Origin of the sequence: Microbacterium sp. Nx66 (genome assembly GCF_904066215.1) — a bacterium.
Lineage (GTDB): Bacteria > Actinomycetota > Actinomycetes > Actinomycetales > Microbacteriaceae > Microbacterium > Microbacterium meiriae.
On the sequence record NZ_LR880474.1, the window covers coordinates 1913745 to 1928772 of the forward strand.

General features: G+C 69.4%; 17 protein-coding genes. 11 read left to right on the top strand and 6 right to left on the bottom strand.

Translation table 11 applies throughout. The features are described from left to right. Positions 1-89: 89 nt before the first annotated feature. Positions 90-1487 carry a MocR-like transcription factor YczR gene (gene yczR / locus MICNX66_RS09090; protein ID WP_187661606.1) on the top strand — a complete coding sequence of 466 codons (1398 nt, stop codon included), beginning with the start codon at positions 90-92 and terminating at the stop codon, positions 1485-1487. Positions 1488-1626: 139 nt separating this feature from the next. Here the strand turns inward: yczR and MICNX66_RS09095 are convergent, their stop codons facing one another. Then, the gene (locus MICNX66_RS09095; protein WP_187661607.1) at positions 1627-2130 is read right to left on the bottom strand and encodes a DUF3145 domain-containing protein; all 504 of its coding nucleotides are present in this window, start codon (positions 2128-2130) and stop codon (positions 1627-1629) included. A gap of 284 nt (positions 2131-2414) precedes the next feature. Beyond that, positions 2415-3188, bottom strand: coding sequence for a hypothetical protein (locus MICNX66_RS09100; RefSeq protein WP_025103622.1), 774 nt, complete (start codon positions 3186-3188; stop codon positions 2415-2417). Between the two features lie 176 nt (positions 3189-3364). Between MICNX66_RS09100 and MICNX66_RS09105 the strand changes: the two genes are divergently transcribed. From MICNX66_RS09105 to MICNX66_RS09115, 3 genes are read left to right on the top strand one after another with little or no spacing between them, the layout of a single operon-like run. Continuing rightward, a complete protein-coding gene (locus MICNX66_RS09105) occupies positions 3365-5368 on the top strand; it encodes a DUF262 domain-containing protein (protein WP_187661608.1) in 2004 nt (667 codons plus the stop codon). Further along, complete coding sequence (locus MICNX66_RS09110; RefSeq protein ID WP_197971838.1) at positions 5365-6621, top strand: alpha/beta fold hydrolase; 1257 nt, start codon at positions 5365-5367, stop codon at positions 6619-6621. Before MICNX66_RS09105 ends, MICNX66_RS09110 begins: the two co-directional genes overlap by 4 nt. Positions 6622-6674: 53 nt before the next feature. Continuing rightward, on the top strand, positions 6675-6959 hold the full coding sequence (locus MICNX66_RS09115; RefSeq protein ID WP_187661610.1) for a hypothetical protein: 285 nt from the start codon (positions 6675-6677) through the stop codon (positions 6957-6959). Between the two features lie 66 nt (positions 6960-7025). On the opposite strand, the gene MICNX66_RS09120 is transcribed toward MICNX66_RS09115, so the two are convergent. The 3 genes from MICNX66_RS09120 to glgA form a co-directional block, all read right to left on the bottom strand. Further along, complete coding sequence (locus MICNX66_RS09120; protein WP_187661611.1) at positions 7026-7280, bottom strand: type B 50S ribosomal protein L31; 255 nt, start codon at positions 7278-7280, stop codon at positions 7026-7028. 234 nt (positions 7281-7514) lie between these two features. Beyond that, a complete protein-coding gene (locus tag MICNX66_RS09125) occupies positions 7515-8300 on the bottom strand; it encodes an ABC transporter ATP-binding protein (RefSeq protein WP_187661612.1) in 786 nt (261 codons plus the stop codon). Positions 8301-8317: 17 nt separating this feature from the next. Continuing rightward, entirely contained in the window at positions 8318-9502 is a 1185-nt protein-coding gene (gene glgA, locus MICNX66_RS09130; RefSeq protein ID WP_187661613.1) for a glycogen synthase, read from the bottom strand. Positions 9503-9571: 69 nt separating this feature from the next. Between glgA and MICNX66_RS09135 the strand changes: the two genes are divergently transcribed. From MICNX66_RS09135 to MICNX66_RS09145, 3 genes are read left to right on the top strand one after another with little or no spacing between them, the layout of a single operon-like run. Then, the gene (locus MICNX66_RS09135) at positions 9572-10813 is read left to right on the top strand and encodes a glucose-1-phosphate adenylyltransferase (protein WP_187661614.1); all 1242 of its coding nucleotides are present in this window, start codon (positions 9572-9574) and stop codon (positions 10811-10813) included. A 49-nt stretch (positions 10814-10862) separates the two neighbouring features. After that, entirely contained in the window at positions 10863-11498 is a 636-nt protein-coding gene (serB, locus tag MICNX66_RS09140; protein ID WP_187661615.1) for a phosphoserine phosphatase SerB, read from the top strand. 38 nt (positions 11499-11536) lie between these two features. After that, positions 11537-12232, top strand: coding sequence for an alpha/beta fold hydrolase (locus MICNX66_RS09145; protein WP_187661616.1), 696 nt, complete (start codon positions 11537-11539; stop codon positions 12230-12232). A 16-nt stretch (positions 12233-12248) separates the two neighbouring features. Here the strand turns inward: MICNX66_RS09145 and MICNX66_RS09150 are convergent, their stop codons facing one another. Further along, entirely contained in the window at positions 12249-12959 is a 711-nt protein-coding gene (locus tag MICNX66_RS09150; RefSeq protein ID WP_187661617.1) for a beta-ketoacyl-ACP reductase, read from the bottom strand. Positions 12960-13099: 140 nt separating this feature from the next. Between MICNX66_RS09150 and MICNX66_RS16790 the strand changes: the two genes are divergently transcribed. From MICNX66_RS16790 to MICNX66_RS09170, 4 genes are read left to right on the top strand one after another with little or no spacing between them, the layout of a single operon-like run. Further along, a complete protein-coding gene (locus MICNX66_RS16790) occupies positions 13100-13618 on the top strand; it encodes a DUF4190 domain-containing protein (RefSeq protein ID WP_232089030.1) in 519 nt (172 codons plus the stop codon). Positions 13619-13670: 52 nt separating this feature from the next. After that, positions 13671-14018, top strand: coding sequence for a DUF3099 domain-containing protein (locus MICNX66_RS09160; protein ID WP_187661618.1), 348 nt, complete (start codon positions 13671-13673; stop codon positions 14016-14018). Beyond that, positions 14015-14209, top strand: a complete 195-nt coding sequence (locus tag MICNX66_RS09165) for a hypothetical protein (protein WP_187661619.1) — start codon at positions 14015-14017, stop codon at positions 14207-14209. The genes MICNX66_RS09160 and MICNX66_RS09165 overlap by 4 nt, the downstream gene beginning before the upstream one ends. Then, the gene (locus MICNX66_RS09170) at positions 14206-15015 is read left to right on the top strand and encodes an SURF1 family cytochrome oxidase biogenesis protein (RefSeq protein ID WP_187661620.1); all 810 of its coding nucleotides are present in this window, start codon (positions 14206-14208) and stop codon (positions 15013-15015) included. The genes MICNX66_RS09165 and MICNX66_RS09170 overlap by 4 nt, the downstream gene beginning before the upstream one ends. Positions 15016-15028 lie beyond the last annotated feature (13 nt).

Consider the following 15028-nt stretch of genomic DNA (forward strand, 5'->3'; position numbering starts at 1 on the left):
CATCGTGGCCCGTGCGAAGACCTCCGAGGACGACCACTGAGCGAAAAGTGGCCTGCACATGGAAGGCCACTTTGCGGCAGTCTGGAGGCATGGCATCCCGTCTCGTCACGCAGCTCGGCATCCAGGACCTCGACGACGCCTCGGCGTCCGGTCTCGCCGACCGCATCAGAGCGCTCATCCTCGACGGTCGCCTCACCGTCGGCGAGCGACTGCCGAGCGAGCGCGCCCTCGAGCTGCGACGGTCCCGGTCGACCATCACCCGCGCGTACGGCGTGCTGGAGGCCGCCGGCTACGTGTCCCGGCATCACGGCGGCAGCACCCGCGTCGCGCTCCCGCACGGCCCGTCGACAGCCACCCCGGGCCGGGACGACGAGGCGATCGACCTCTCGATCGCCTCCATGGACTCGACCCCCGGTCTGTACGACGCCACCGTGCGCTCCCTCCCCCGACTCGCTGCTCTGCGCGGTACGAGCGGCTACTCGCTGCAGGGTCTTCCCGAGCTGCGTGAGGCCGTGGCCGGCCGGTTCACCGAACGCGGCGCGGTCACCACGCCGGACGAGATCATGATCACCTCCGGCGCCCTGAACGCCGTCAACCTCATCCTCACGGCGATCGGCCGCCGGGGCGAACGCGCCCTCGTGGAGCAGCCGACCTTTCCGCACGCGCTCGAGGCGTTGCACCGTCACGGCTACCGTCTGGTCCCCACACCGGTCGACACCGACGGCTGGGACACCCGGCACCTCACCGACACGCTGCTGACCGCTCGGCCGCACGTCGCCTACCTCATCCCGGACTTCCACAACCCCACCGGCGCGACGCTGCCGCAGGAGGAGCGGTCCCGGATCGCCACGACGGCCCGGAACACCGGCACCCATCTGATCGTGGACGAGACGACGGCGGAACTCGACATCGACCGCGGATGGGCTCCGGTGCCCATGGCGGCCGAGGGGCCGAACGTCATCACGGTCGGGTCGATGTCGAAGATCGCCTGGGGAGGCATGCGCATCGGCTGGGTGCGCGCCGAGCGCTCGGTCATCGCTCGACTGCTGGCCGTCCGTCCCTCGTTCGAACTCGGCACAGCGCTCCTGGAGCAGTGCATCGCCGTGGAGCTTCTCGACGACGTCCCGGCGCTCACCCATCATGTCCGACGCCGCCTCACGGCGGGGCGGGACGCGGTGGCTGCGGGGATCGCGGATATCCCGGGGATGCGCATGCCGGAGACGCCCGGCGGCCTCTCCGCCTGGATCGACCTCGGTGCCCCCTTGTCGACCACGCTCTCCCTCGCCGCACGGGAACGGGATCTCATCCTCCCACCCGGGCCGCGCTTCACGACCGGCGGCGTGCTGGAGCGCCGCCTCCGGGTCCCGATCACGCTTCCCCCCGAGCGGACGGCGGAGGCGATGACGCGCCTGGCGCAGGCCTGGGCGGACGTGCGCGGCGGTGGAGTGGACGCCACCGCCGACCTTGCTCACGCCGCAGTGATCTGACCGGCACAGACGAGGACCCCGCCCGGTCACCCGGGGCGGGGTCCTCGTCGAGCGGAGCGGGGATTCGTCTTCTCAGCGTCCGGGATCACTCACCGGCATCCGATACTCACGCCTCCGCGCTCCTGGTCTCAGCGGCCGGTCAGCCGACCTTGTGGAGCCAGACGACACGCGCGTCGTCGCTGGCGTGACGGAAGGGTTCCAGCTCCTCGTCCCAGGCGGAGCCCAGGGCGACGTCGAGCTCACGCTGCAGCTCGACGGCGTTTCCCGCGGCGATCTCCATCGCGTAGCGGATGCGGTCCTCGCCGATGACGATGTTGCCGGCGGCGTCGGTCTGGGCGTAGTGGATCCCGAGGTCGGGGGTGTGCAGCCACCGACCGCCGTCACTGCGCGGAGTGGGATCCTCGGTCACTTCGAACCGCAGGTGCTCCCAGCCGCGGATCGCGGTCGCGAGGGCAGCGCCGGTTCCGACGGGGCCGTCCCAGTAGAACTCGGCGCGGCGGGCGCCGGTCAGCACGGGCTGCTCGGTCCAATCGAAGTTCACCGCACGCCCGATAGCGCGACCCACCGCCCATTCCAGGTGCGGGCAGAGCGCGCGAGGCGCCGAGTGGATGAACACCACTCCGCGTGCGTAAGCCGTCGCCATGATCTCTCCGTTTCATCAGGTGCGTCTTCCCCTACGACCTGAACCACGAAGTGGCGAGAGTATGCGGTTGTGCGCCCATTCTCGCCGAGTTCCCGCAAAATCACAAGCGTGTGATTCGACGACGAAGGCCCCGGTCCGCGGACCGGGGCCTTCGGGCGCTTCGACGAGCTCAGCGACCCACCGTGGGGACGCTCAGCGACCCACCGTGGGGACGCTCAGCGACCCACCGTGGGGACGCTCAGCGACCCACCGTGGGGACGCTCAGCGACCCACCGTGCGGAGGCTCAGGCCTCGCTCATGGCCTGCTTGACCTGCTGGCCCTTGGCGGCGTAGTAGGCCGCGCGGGCGGCGTCCTTGCGGGCCTGCTCGGCATAGCCGAACTCGAGCACGTCCTGCGGAACCTCGACGTTCGGGACGTCGTCGGTGCCGTGGTACTTCTCGATGTACGCGTCGAGCTCGGGACCGGACGTCCACGAGGTGATGAGGCAGTAGCGCGGGTCGGTGCCGTTGTGCGTGGCCGCGTGCCACAGACGCTGGGTGTCGACGATGAGCTGCGCACCGGCCGGCAGGGCGATGCGGTACTCGATGCTGGGGTCCGTGCGGTTCTCGCGCAGGACGAAGTAGCTGTCCTTGTCGTCGGTCAGGTTGAAGAACCCGCGCACGACCCAGCCGGTGCCGTCCGGGTTCAGACGGTTGTTGTCGTCCTGGTGCAGGTTGTAGAGGCAGTCGCCGTACGGGGTCGGCTGCAGCTCGATGACGCGGCAGCGACCGACGTTCGCGCCCGGCTCCTGCGCGCGACGCGTGAGGTTCGGGGCCTTGGCGGTCTGCTCGTCGATCCAGACGCCGTCCTTGTCGGTGCGCGGCGGCTTGTGGTTCCAGAAGCCGTTGCACTCGATGTCACCGAAGGCGCTGGCGAGGGGCGCGAACCGGGTGTCGCCCGACGACTTCCAGTCGACGTACTCGATGTCGAGCCACTCCTTGGGGTCGGCCTCCTGGTCGTAGCTGTCGAGGACGACGAAGCCCTTCTCCTCCAGCGCTGCGGACTTGATGTATCCCATGATCGAGTCATGTTCCTTTCATCGGGGGCCAGCACGTTTTAACAGGCCCTGATAAGGCAAGGCTAACAGCGGGACCTGGCCCTCCCCCGGAGGGTCACCGTGGATAAGCGAATAGACTGGGCGGGGCACCCGGCGCGTCCGTGGCGCCTGTCGCTACGGGAGGACGAGACACCAGCATGAGCACCGCGACCAACGTCGAGGCGACGGCAGTCAACACGATCGAATGGCTCGCGGCGGGACGCACGACCATCGTCGTCCCCGTCTACCAGCGGCAGTACCGCTGGGACATCGGCGGCTGCGAGCGGCTCCTCTCCGACGTCAGGGCGGTGGCCGCGGAAGACGACGCGCATCGCCACTTCATCGGCTCGATCCTCTCCGCCGAGGACGGCTCCGGCCCGGACGCCGACCTCATCCTCATCGACGGGCAGCAGCGCCTCACCACTCTCATGCTCCTCGTCGCCGCGCTGCATCACTCGGTGCGCGACCGGGACCCGGAGCTCGCCGCCGACCTCGCCCGCGTGCTGGTGCGCACCGACGACCCGGAGCGCACGAAGCTTCGGCCGCACGATGCCTGGGCCGATCTCTACGAGTCGGTCGTGCTCGACCGCCGTGACGACCTCGATCGCGAGTCGCGCTTCGACGACAACTACGCCTTCTTCCGCAGCCAGATCCATGCCGACGAGGTGCCGCTCATCTGGCAGGGGCTGCAGCGACTGGAGCACGTCTCGATCACGCTCGGTGCGCAGGCCAACGCGCAGCAGATCTTCGAGAGCCTGAACTCCACCGGCGAACCGCTGCGGGACCATGAGCTGATCCACAACTACATCCTCATGGGCCTGAACCACGCCGAGCAGATGGACGTGGAGGCGCGGTTCTGGCTACCGATCGAGCAGCACACGGGCGAGGCGATCGGAGCGTTCTGGCGCCACTACCTCGTGCTCGTGACGGGGCGAGAGGTGGCGGCGAACGGGGAGCACGGGGTGTACAGCGCGTTCCGCCAGTCGTTCCCGCGCGTCGACGTCGCGCACCTCCAGGCCGACGCCGAGACCTGGCGGCACTACGCGGAGATCTACGGCCTCCTCCTCGATCCGACGAAGGAACCGGACCCCGAGATCGCGCGTCAGCTGCGGCACGTGAACACGTTCGGACGTTCCTCGTACCCGCTCGTCATGAGCGCGTACAGCGATCACGCACGCGGGCTCATCGACCGGGCCCAGCTCCTCGAGACGCTCGAGTGGCTGCAGGCGATGTTCCTTCGTCGCGCGCTCGTGAACCTTCCCGCCGAGCGGCTCATCGCCCGTCTCTGCCGTGCGCGTCGCGACGGACACGACGCCCTCGCCCGCGCCATCGCGCGCATCACCCCGTCGGACGAACGGGTCAGTGCGGTGCTCAAGTACAGCGAGCTGCCGTATCCGGCCTACGTGCTCGGCCGGCTCGAAGGCGTCGATGACGTGGACGGCTACGACGTCGAGCACATCGTGCCCGCCGTGCCCGGCGACGCCTGGTCCGGCGACGGCGTGCGCCCGTGGAGCGAGTATTCGGAAGACGAGCAGAACAGCCACCGCGCCCTCGCGCCGACCCTCGGCAACCTCACACTGCTGGAGCAGGGGCTCACGGAGCGGGTGTTCGGCGCCTCGTTCCCGGTCAAGCGCGATGAGGCCTATGCACGCAGCGCGGTGCCGGCCACTCGCGCTCTGGCCGCGCAGGAGTCCTGGGGCACGGCGGCCATCACCGCACGCACGGTGGGCCTGACAGCCGACCTCGTCCGCGTGTGGGCACGACCCGCGCTGCCCGAGATCGACGACGACGGACTCACCCCGATCCTCGACGCGGTCCGACGCCGCGGCTGGCCGGCGGGGTGGGAGCGCGAGTTCGACTACGTCGAGTACCGCGGCGAGCGATGGGAGGTCTACGACGTCAAGCATCTGTTCAACCGCGTGTTCCGCCGCGCCTGGACGGACACCACCGAGGCCGCTCTCGCCTACTGCGCGACCCACGGCGGCCCGATCTACCGCGACAAGGCGTGGAAGGGGCACTGGGATGACCTCGACGACACGCACTACCTCTACATGGGCTGGGACTCGAACTACATGATGACGGCCGTCCAGGGGGTCCTCGATGAGTCCGGCATCGCCGCCGAGGTCTTCGTGAAGTACTCCTACATCGGGAATGTGATGTGACCATGACCACTGTCATCCGCCGCCGCCTGCTCGACCTCGCCGTCGAGGAGCACACGCTCACGGTGCCCCTCGTCTGGGGCGACCCGGCAGACACCCGTACGATCGACGTGTTCGCCCGCGTGGTGACACGCGACGGGGGCGAGACGCTCCCCTATCTGGTGTTCCTGCAGGGCGGGCCCGGCTACGAAGCCCCGCGTCCCTTCCACTCCTCCACAGCGCCCGCGTGGCTGGACCAGGCCCTCGCGCACTACCGACTCGTCCTCCTGGACCAGCGCGGCACCGGCCTCTCCTCCCCGGTCGGCGACGGCGACCTCGTGCGGGGCGCCGAAGCCGTCGCCGAGCATCTGACCCACCTGCGCGCCGATGCCATCGTGCGCGACTGCGAGGCGCTGCGGGAGCACCTGGGGGTGCCGACGTGGAGCGTCCTCGGGCAGTCCTTCGGCGGGTTCACGACGCTGGCCTACCTGTCGACCCACGCGGATTCGCTCGACGACGTCTTCATCACCGGAGGCCTCAGCACGGTCGAGCGCGACCCGGACGAGGTCTACGCCCTCTGCTACGACAAGATGCGCACGGCGTCCGAGCGGTACTACCGGCGCTTCCCGGAGCACCGCGACGTCATGCGACGCCTGATCGATCTCGCGGACGCCGGTGAACTCGTCCTCCCCGACGGCGAGGTCGTATCGCGTTCCCGCCTCCGCTCGGTGGGCTCCGCTCTCGGCACCGACGACGGTTGGCAGACGCTCTGGTCCCTCCTCGAGCGCGATCCCTCTTCCAACGCCTTCCGCTACGACCTCCAGCACGCCATGCCCTTCGGCGCACGCAATCCGCTGTACTACGCGTTCCACGAGTCGAGCTACGCGAGCGGACACACGACGCGGTGGTCGGCGGAGCGCGTCGAGCCTGACGACTTCCGCGACGACCCCACGCTGTTCACGGGCGAGCACATCCGTCGCGAGTGGGCGGACACCGTCCCCGGGCTGCAGCCGTGGCGCGAGGTCACGTCGATCCTGGCGGAGCACCCCTGGCCGCGGATCTACGACACCGTCGCTCTCGCCGACTCCGGAGCCACGGGAGCGGCCGCGGTGTACGTGAACGACCTGTACGTGCCGCTGGAGTTCTCGCTGGACACCGCCCGCCTGCTCCCAGGTGTGACGCCGTGGGTGACGAGTGAGCACGAGCACAACGGCCTGCGGAGCGGTCCTGTGCTGGCGCGCCTGATCGACCTGGCCCACGGACGCCGCGTCCGCTGACATCCGCCGCGCGACGGATACCGTCGACATGGTCGGCGATCTATCCTGGGCGCATGGAGCATCTGCTCGGATGGACCACGATCGCCCTCGTACTCGGTGCGGGGCCGGTGCTCTTCTTCGTCGGCATCCGGCACTCCCTCTCCCGTCGCCCGGTGGAGGAGAAGTACGAGCAGGCCGGATCCGGAGGGCTCGTCGGCGTCTTCGATGCCGTGTGGTCCCCCACGGCGCACGAGGCGGGACAGGAGCGCGACCGGCAGACCCGGCGCACCGCCCCGGCGCCGAGCCCCGGCGACCCGCCGGGCCGCATCCAGCACGGACGCATCGTCATCGACGTGTGAGCCCCCCCACCGGGCATGACGAAGGCCCCGTGCTCCGAGGAGCGCGGGGCCTTCGTGAAGCGGTCCTTACTTGGAGCCGCCGAAGCCCTTGAAGCGCTGGTTGAACTTCTCGACGCGACCGGCCGAGTCCATGATGCGCTGCTTGCCCGTGTAGAAGGGGTGCGAGGCCGAGGAGATCTCGACGTCGATCACCGGGTACTCCACGCCGTCCAGCTCGATCGTCTTGTCGCTCGTGACGGTGGAGCGGGTGAGGAAGGTCTCGCCCGAACCCAGGTCGCGGAACACGACAGCCTTGTACTCGGGGTGAATGTCAGTCTTCATGGGATTCCTTTGTTGCTGCCCTGGATTGTGCCAGGGACGAGGGAAGTCTGTGGTACGAACGCACCAAGGATCGATTCTACCAGTACTTCGACGAGCTCAGTAACCCATCGGGGCCGAGCTCAGTAACCCATCGGGGCCGAGCTCAGTAACCCATCGGAACCGAGCTCAGTAACCCATCGGGGCCGAGCTCAGTAACCCATCGGGGCCGAGCTCAGTAACCCATCGGAACCGAGCTCAGGAGGCGGCGCGGGCGGAGTAGCGCCCGTCCTCGCTGCTGAGCGCGATCGGCATGCCGAAGGTCTCGCCGAGGGCATCGGCGGTGAGCGTCTCGGCGATCGGGCCCGCCGCCACCACGGCCCCGTCGCGGATCAGCAGCACGTGCGTGAACCCGACCGGGATCTCCTCGACGTGATGGGTCACCATGAGCATCGCGGGCGTCGTCGGAGCGGAGGCGTAGCCGCCCAGCAGCGCCAGCAGCTCCTCACGCGACCCGAGATCGAGCGAGGCCGTCGGCTCGTCGAGCAGCAGCAGCTCGGGGTCGGTCATGACCGCGCGGGCGATCTGCACGCGCTTCTGCTCGCCGTCGCTCAGCGTGCCGAACGTGCGGTCGGCGAGGTGCGCGAGACGCCAGTCCCCCAGCACCCGCAGTGCGCGCCGCTCATCGATGTCCTCGTAGCTCTCGTTCCAGCGGCCGAGCACGGAGTACGCCGCCGTGAGGACCGTGTTGAGAACCGTCTCGTCGCGCGGGATGCGCTTGGCCATGGCCGTCGAGGCGAACCCGATCCGGGGTCGGATCTCGAAGACGTCCGCGCGTCCGAGCGTCTCGCCGAGGACGGTGACGGTGCCAGAGGTGGGATGCATCAAGGTGTCGGCGAGCTGCAGCAGGGTCGTCTTGCCCGCCCCGTTCGGCCCGAGGATCACCCATCGCTGATCGTCCGAGACCTGCCAGGTCACGTGATCGATGATGTTGCGCCCCTCTCGGCGCACGACGACGTCGGTGAACTCCAGAGCGATCGGCATACCGAAAGCCTATCGGCTCAGGCGGACAGCTCTGCGTAGAGCGCGCGGGTCTCGTCGGCGATCGCACCCCAGCTGAACTGCGCGCGGGCACGCTCCCGACCGGCCTCCCCGTACTCCTGAGCCCGCGCCGGATCCGAGGTGACCTCGGTCAGGACCGCCGCGAGATCGGCGACGAAGCGGTCGGGATCGGTGGGTGTGCCCGTGCCGTCCTGTACCTGCTCGATCGGGACCAGCCGGCCCGTCACGCCGTCGTCGACGACCTCCGGGATTCCGCCGGTCGCGGTCCCCACGACGGCCGCTCCACAGGCCATCGCCTCGAGGTTCACGATCCCGAGGGGCTCGTAGACGGACGGGCAGACGAACGTGGTCGCCGCGGCCAGGATCGCCGACAGCTCATCGCGCGGCAGCATCCGCTCGATCCACACCACACCCTCGCGGGTCTGCTGCAGCAGCCGCACCCCCTCCTGCACCTCCGCCATGATCTCCGGGGTGTCCGGCGCTCCGGCGCACAGGATCAGCTGGACCTCCGGAGGCAGCAACCGCGCTGCCTGCAGGAGGTACGGCAGCCCCTTCTGCCGCGTGATGCGGCCGACGAAGACCACCGAGGGACGGTCAGGGTCCATGCCGATCGAGGAGAGGAAGGCGGGGTCGTGCACAGGACGCCACCGCTCCACGTCGATGCCGTTGTGGATCACGCGGACCCGTGCGGGGTCGACCTGCGGGTAGCTGCGCAGGATGTCGGCGCGCATGCCGGCGCTCACCGCGATCACCGCGGCGGCGTTCTCGTAGGCGAGCTTCTCGATCCCGCTCGAGACGGCGTAGCCGCCACCGAGCTGTTCGGCCTTCCACGGCCGGAGCGGCTCGAGGCTGTGCGCCGTGAGCACGTGCGGGATGCCGTGGAGCTGGGAGGCGAGATGGCCGGCGAAGTTGGCGTACCAGGTGTGGCTGTGCACGACGTCGGCGCCCGCGATGGCCGACACGATCTCCAGGTCCGTGCCGAGGGTCTGCAGAGCCGGGTTGGCGGCGGCGAGGCTCTCCGGGGCGCGGTAGGCGAAGGTGCCGTCCTCATCGCGCGGCGCGCCGAAGGCGCGCACCGTCACGTCGATGTCACGACGCAGCGCGGAGACGAGCTCGGCGACGTGTACACCCGCGCCTCCGTAGATCTCCGGCGGATACTCCTTGGTGATCATCTCGACTCGCATGCCTAGACGCTATCGAGCGGGTTGTCCAGATGCTAGTTCCCCGCGCCGAACCGCATCTATGGTGGAGCCATGTCCGCTCCAAAGAAGGTCTTCGGGATCATCCTCGCCGGCGGCGAGGGCAAGCGACTCATGCCGCTGACGGCCGACCGCGCGAAACCTGCCGTCCCGTTCGGCGGGCAGTACCGCCTGATCGACTTCGCCATCTCGAACCTCATCAACTCCGGGCTGAGACAGATCGTCGTGCTGACCCAGTACAAGTCGCACAGTCTCGACCGGCACATCTCGCAGACGTGGCGGATGTCGGCCCTCCTCGACTCCTACGTCGCGTCCGTCCCCGCCCAGCAGCGCCTCGGCAAGCGGTGGTTCTCCGGCTCCGCCGACGCGATCCTGCAGAGCATGAACCTCATCAACGACGAGAAGCCGGACATCGTCGTCGTCATCGGCGCCGACCACGTCTATCGGATGGACTTCCGTCAGATGCTCGAGGCGCACATCGAGTCCGGCGCGAAGGCGACGGTGGCGGGCATCCGCCAGCCCCTCGCCCTGGCGTCGCAGTTCGGGGTCATCGACGCCGACCCGGAGTCCGGGCGCATCCGGCAGTTCCTGGAGAAGCCGACCGACGCCACGGGTCTTGCGGACTCCCCGCACGAAGTCCTGGCCTCCATGGGCAACTACATCTTCGACACGGACGCCCTCATCGCGGCGGTCGAGGCGGATGGAGAGCTGCCGACGTCGAGCCACGACATGGGTGGCGACATCGTCCCGTACTTCGTCGACCGCGGCGAGGCCGGCTACTACGACATGAAGCAGAACGAGGTCCCTGGCTCGTCGCCACGCGACCGCTCCTACTGGCGCGACGTGGGAACGATCGACTCGTTCTTCGACGCGCACCGGGACCTGATCTCGACCCTCCCGATCTTCAACCTCTACAACATGGAGTGGCCGATCCACTCGCAGGCGGTCAACTCCCCGCCGGCGAAGTTCGTCCGCGACTCCGTGGGACGGATCGGGAACGCGATCGACTCGATCGTGTCGCTGGGGTCGGTGCTCTCCGGCACGCACCTCGAGCGCAGCGTCGTGGGCCCGTGGACGCTCGCCGGCGGCGGGTCGACCATCACGGACTCCGTGGTGTTCGATCACGTCCACGTCGGCCAGGGCGCACGCGTGCATCGGGCGATCCTCGACAAGAACGTCGTCCTCGCCGACGGGGCGACGGTCGGGGTCGACCGCGAACGGGACCTCGCCCGCGGGTTCACGGTCACGGAATCGGGGATCACGGTCGTCGGCAAGGGCGCGTTCATCGAGCGCTGAGGCGTCGAGCGGTGCCGAGCCCCGGACTCCGGTCGCTAGGCTCGATGGCGTGACCACCGCGCGATTCCTCGTCGTCCTCGATGCCGATTCCACGCTCATCCGGAACGAGGTGATCGAGCTCCTCGCGGAGGAAGCGGGTCGCCGCGCCGAGGTGCAGGCGGCCACCGAAGCCGCGATGCGCGGTGAGATCGACTTCGCGACCAGTCTCCGCTCCCGAGTGGCGGCTCTCGCGGGCGTACCCGTCGAGGCGTTCGCCCGGGTCCGCGCCCGCGTCGAGCCCACCCCCGGTGTCCGCGAGCTCACCGCCGCCGTCCACGCCCGAGGCGGGGTGGTCGGCGTGGTCTCGGGCGGGTTCCACGAGATCCTCGACGACGTCGCGCCGGGGCTCGGTGTCGACCGCTGGCGTGCCAACCGTCTGTCCGTGGCCGACGGTGCACTGACGGGCGAGGTGGACGGCGACATCGTCGACGGGGCGGCCAAGGCCTTCTGGCTGCGCACCTGGGCGGAGGAGCTCGGCGTGGCACGGCACGCGACCATCGCGATCGGCGATGGCGCCAACGACCTCCCGATGATGGCGGTCGCCGGCCTGGGGCTCGCGTTCAACGCCAAGCCCGCCGTCCGGGAATCGGCGAGCCTGGTCATCGGCCCTGTCGACCTCGGAACGGTCATCCCTCTGCTCCCCTGACCCTCGACGATGTCCGTGGCCGGGTCTACCGTCGGGTCATGGACATCATCCTCATCCCCGGTCTCTGGCTCGACGCATCGAGCTGGGACGACGTCGTGCCCGCTCTCGAGAAGGCGGGACACCGCGCGCACCCACTGACCTTGCCCGGACTCGACGCCACCGCGGAGGCGGCAGCAGGCATCGGGATCGATGACTGGGTGGCGTTCGCGGTCGCCGCCGTGGACGCCACGGAGGGCGACGTCGTGGTCGTCGGACACAGTGGCGGAGGCAATGTCGCCTGGGGCGTCGCCGACGCACGCCCGGACCGCGTGGCACGGGTCGTCTTCGTCGACACCGTCCCGCCGCCCCCGGGCTCCGGCATCAGCGAGTTCCCGGTGCAGGACGGCGTCGTCGCCTTCCCCGGCTGGGGCTTCTTCCCCGACGAGGACGTGCATGACCTGGACGACGAGACCAGGGCGCGGACGAGCCTCCTCACACACAGCATCCCCGCTCGGGTCCCGACTGACGAACTCGCGCTGCGCAACCCCGCTCGGCATGGGATCCCGGTCTCCCTGCTGATGGGAGGACTGGACCAGACGTCGTTCGACGAGGTGATCAGCCAGTGGGGCCCGTACGCGACGGAGTACCGGGCGATCGACGATGCCGAGGTCGTCCGGATCGGGTCCGGACACTGGCCGCAGTTCTCCGCGCCGGAACGTCTCGGCGAGCTCCTCGTGCGCGCGATCGACCGCTGACCGCGAGGGCCCGGGGTCAGTGCCCCATGCCGAGACCGCCGTCGACCGGGATGACAGCGCCGGAGATGTAGCCGGCGTCGTCGCTCGCCAGCCAGGTCACGACGCCCGCGACCTCGTCCGGCGTCGCGAACCGGCCGGCAGGGATGTTCGCCTTGTACTGCTTCTGCGTCTCCTCGGGGAGCTCTGCGGTCATGTCGGTCTCGATGAACCCGGGCGCCACGACGTTGGCCGTGATTCCGCGTCCGCCGAGCTCGCGCGTGAGGGATCGGGCGAAGCCGACGAGCGCGCTCTTCGAAGCGGCATAGTTCGTCTGCCCCGCGGAGCCATAGAGGCCCACGACGCTGGAGATGAGGATCACCCGTCCGAACCGCGCGCGCAGCATGCCCTTCGAGGCACGCTTGACGACCCGGAACGTGCCGCCGAGGTTGGTCGCGATGACGCTGTCGAAGTCATCCTCGCTCATGCGCATGAGCAGGGTGTCCTTGGTGATGCCGGCGTTGGCGACGACGATCTCCACCGGGCCGAGCTGCTGCTCCACCTCGGTGAAAGCCGCGTCGAGTGCGGCGGCGTCCGTGACATCCGCGCGCACCGTGAGGGTGCCCTCCGGCCCCTCTCCGCTCCGGGCGGTGACCGCCACCCGGTATCCCTCCCTCACGAAGCGCTCGGCGATGGCGCGGCCGATGCCGCGGTTGCCTCCGGTGACGAGGACGACGCGCTCCGCGCTCATGGGACACTCCTGGGTCTGAGGTCGAGGCTCGGGATTCCGAGCCGTCATCGATCCTAGCGACGTTGCCGTGCCGGGTTCACGAGGGCCGTTTGACAGACGCAGACCGTCCTGGAAGCCTGAGGGCGACGAAAGGCAGCAGCGTGAGCGATCCCCGTATCCCCGGTCCGTCGGGTGAGCCGCCGGCCATCCCGCCGGCTCCCGGCTCCTCCCCTGCGTATCCGGGATTCCCGCCGGCACCGCCGACCAACGTCGCACCGCAGCAGTACTCGCCGCCTCAGCAGTACTCGCCACCTCAGCAGTACTCGGCCCCGCAGCAGTACTCGGCCCCGCAGCAGTTCACCACCCCGCAGCCGTACGGGGCGCCGCCCGCACGGCCGTCCAGCGGGCTCGCGATCACCTCGCTCGTCTGCGGCATCGCCGGTGTCGTGCTGTTCTGGGCGATCGTGCCGATGCTCGCCTCAATCGCGGCCGTGATCACCGGCCACATGGCACTGGGGCAGATCCGGCGCACTCCCGGTCTCGGCGGACGCGGCATGGCGATCGCCGGACTCATCCTCGGCTACCTGATGATCGGCGTGCTCGTCTTCACGATCGTCTCGACGCTCATCAGCCTCGTGGTGTTCGGCGCCTTCACGCTGCCCTTCGTCTTCGCGAACTGAGGCTCCTCGCGGGCATGCCGATGTCGCTGCGGCGGCGTAGGCTGGAACCATCGTGAAGAACGCACGTCGAGTACCGGCCGTCACCTCACTGCCGCAGTCCCCGCGGGATGAGGGTGACCACCGTGTGCGTCGATACGCCCTGACGATGACGATCCGCATCGTGTGCTTCGGGTTGATGTTCTTCGTGCAGCCGTTCGGCTGGTGGACATGGGTGTTCGCGCTCGCCGCCGCGGTCCTGCCTTACATCGCCGTGGTCTTCGCCAACGCCGGCAGCGACAGCACGGAGACGGCAGCCGAGTCGCCGATGCGCGAGATCGACGCACCGGCGCCCGCTCCGGCGCCCGCTCCGGAGATCGCCCCTGACGTCATCACCATCCGCGAAGGCCGCACGGACCGATGAGCGAACTCATCTGCTCGCGCGCCGGATGCCGGAGCGCGGCCACGAGGCAGGTCGTCTGGCGCAATCCGCGCATCCACACCGCCGACCGCGAGAAGATCTGGCTGGCGTGCGATGAGCACGTCGACTTCCTCCATGACTACCTGGCCGCGCGGGACTTCCCGGTGACGGTGCGAGACGGGGTGCCCTCATGAGCAACCGCCTGACCCGCTGGGGTGTGTACGTCCTCATCGCCATCGGCTTCGCGATCGCGTGCGTCTTCCTGTCGAACTGGCAGTTCGAGCGGAACGAGTCCCGGGCCGAGCAGATCGCGCTCGTGGAGCAGAACTACGATGCGCCCGCCGTCCCGCTCGCGGACGTCGTCGCCGAGGACGACCTCGACCCCGCAGACGAATGGCGGCCGGTCACCCTGCAGGGCGAGTACCTCGCCGACGAGCAGCTCCTGGTTCGCAACCGCCCGCACGGAGGCACGAGTGCGTTCGAGGTTCTTGTCCCCTTCCGGGACGCGGACGGCCGTGTGCTCATCGTCGACCGCGGCTGGGTGCCCCCGGGCGAGGGCGAGCTCCCGGACACGGTTCCCTCTCCGCCTTCTGGTGAGGTCACGGTGACCGTCCGGCTCCGCCCGGGCGAGCCGCTTCCCGCATCCGGGCGAGGGGCTCCGGAGGGCCAGGTGCCCACCATCCACCTCCCCTCCATCGGGGACCTCGTCGGAGACGACGTCATCACCGGCGCCTACGGGCGCCTGGTCGAGGAGCAGCCCGCCGCGGATGCGGCGCTGGGCGGTTTCGAGTCCCCGACCGACGACCCGGGGCCGCACCTGTCCTATGCGATCCAGTGGATCCTGTTCGCCATCATGGGCTTCATCTTCATCGGGTACATCATCCGGACCGAGATCGTGAAGCACCGCGAAGACGTCGAGGGGAAACCGGCACCGGTGAAGGTCACGAAGCGGCGCGACCGCGACGCGGACGTCGAGGACGAACTTCTCGACGCCCGCTGACCTCGCCTGCGTT

Excerpts from the sequence above, each read along its gene's own strand:
- yczR (WP_187661606.1), top strand. The coding sequence starts at position 90 with ATGGCATCCCGTCTCGTCACGCAGCTCGGCATCCAGGACCTCGACGAC.
- MICNX66_RS09095 (WP_187661607.1), bottom strand. The coding sequence starts at position 2,130 with ATGGCGACGGCTTACGCACGCGGAGTGGTGTTCATCCACTCGGCGCCT.
- MICNX66_RS09100 (WP_025103622.1), bottom strand. The coding sequence starts at position 3,188 with ATGGGATACATCAAGTCCGCAGCGCTGGAGGAGAAGGGCTTCGTCGTC.
- MICNX66_RS09105 (WP_187661608.1), top strand. The coding sequence starts at position 3,365 with ATGAGCACCGCGACCAACGTCGAGGCGACGGCAGTCAACACGATCGAA.
- MICNX66_RS09115 (WP_187661610.1), top strand. The coding sequence starts at position 6,675 with ATGGAGCATCTGCTCGGATGGACCACGATCGCCCTCGTACTCGGTGCG.
- MICNX66_RS09120 (WP_187661611.1), bottom strand. The coding sequence starts at position 7,280 with ATGAAGACTGACATTCACCCCGAGTACAAGGCTGTCGTGTTCCGCGAC.
- MICNX66_RS09125 (WP_187661612.1), bottom strand. The coding sequence starts at position 8,300 with ATGCCGATCGCTCTGGAGTTCACCGACGTCGTCGTGCGCCGAGAGGGG.
- glgA (WP_187661613.1), bottom strand. The coding sequence starts at position 9,502 with ATGCGAGTCGAGATGATCACCAAGGAGTATCCGCCGGAGATCTACGGA.
- MICNX66_RS09135 (WP_187661614.1), top strand. The coding sequence starts at position 9,572 with ATGTCCGCTCCAAAGAAGGTCTTCGGGATCATCCTCGCCGGCGGCGAG.
- MICNX66_RS09145 (WP_187661616.1), top strand. The coding sequence starts at position 11,537 with ATGGACATCATCCTCATCCCCGGTCTCTGGCTCGACGCATCGAGCTGG.
- MICNX66_RS09150 (WP_187661617.1), bottom strand. The coding sequence starts at position 12,959 with ATGAGCGCGGAGCGCGTCGTCCTCGTCACCGGAGGCAACCGCGGCATC.
- MICNX66_RS09165 (WP_187661619.1), top strand. The coding sequence starts at position 14,015 with ATGAGCGAACTCATCTGCTCGCGCGCCGGATGCCGGAGCGCGGCCACG.
- MICNX66_RS09170 (WP_187661620.1), top strand. The coding sequence starts at position 14,206 with ATGAGCAACCGCCTGACCCGCTGGGGTGTGTACGTCCTCATCGCCATC.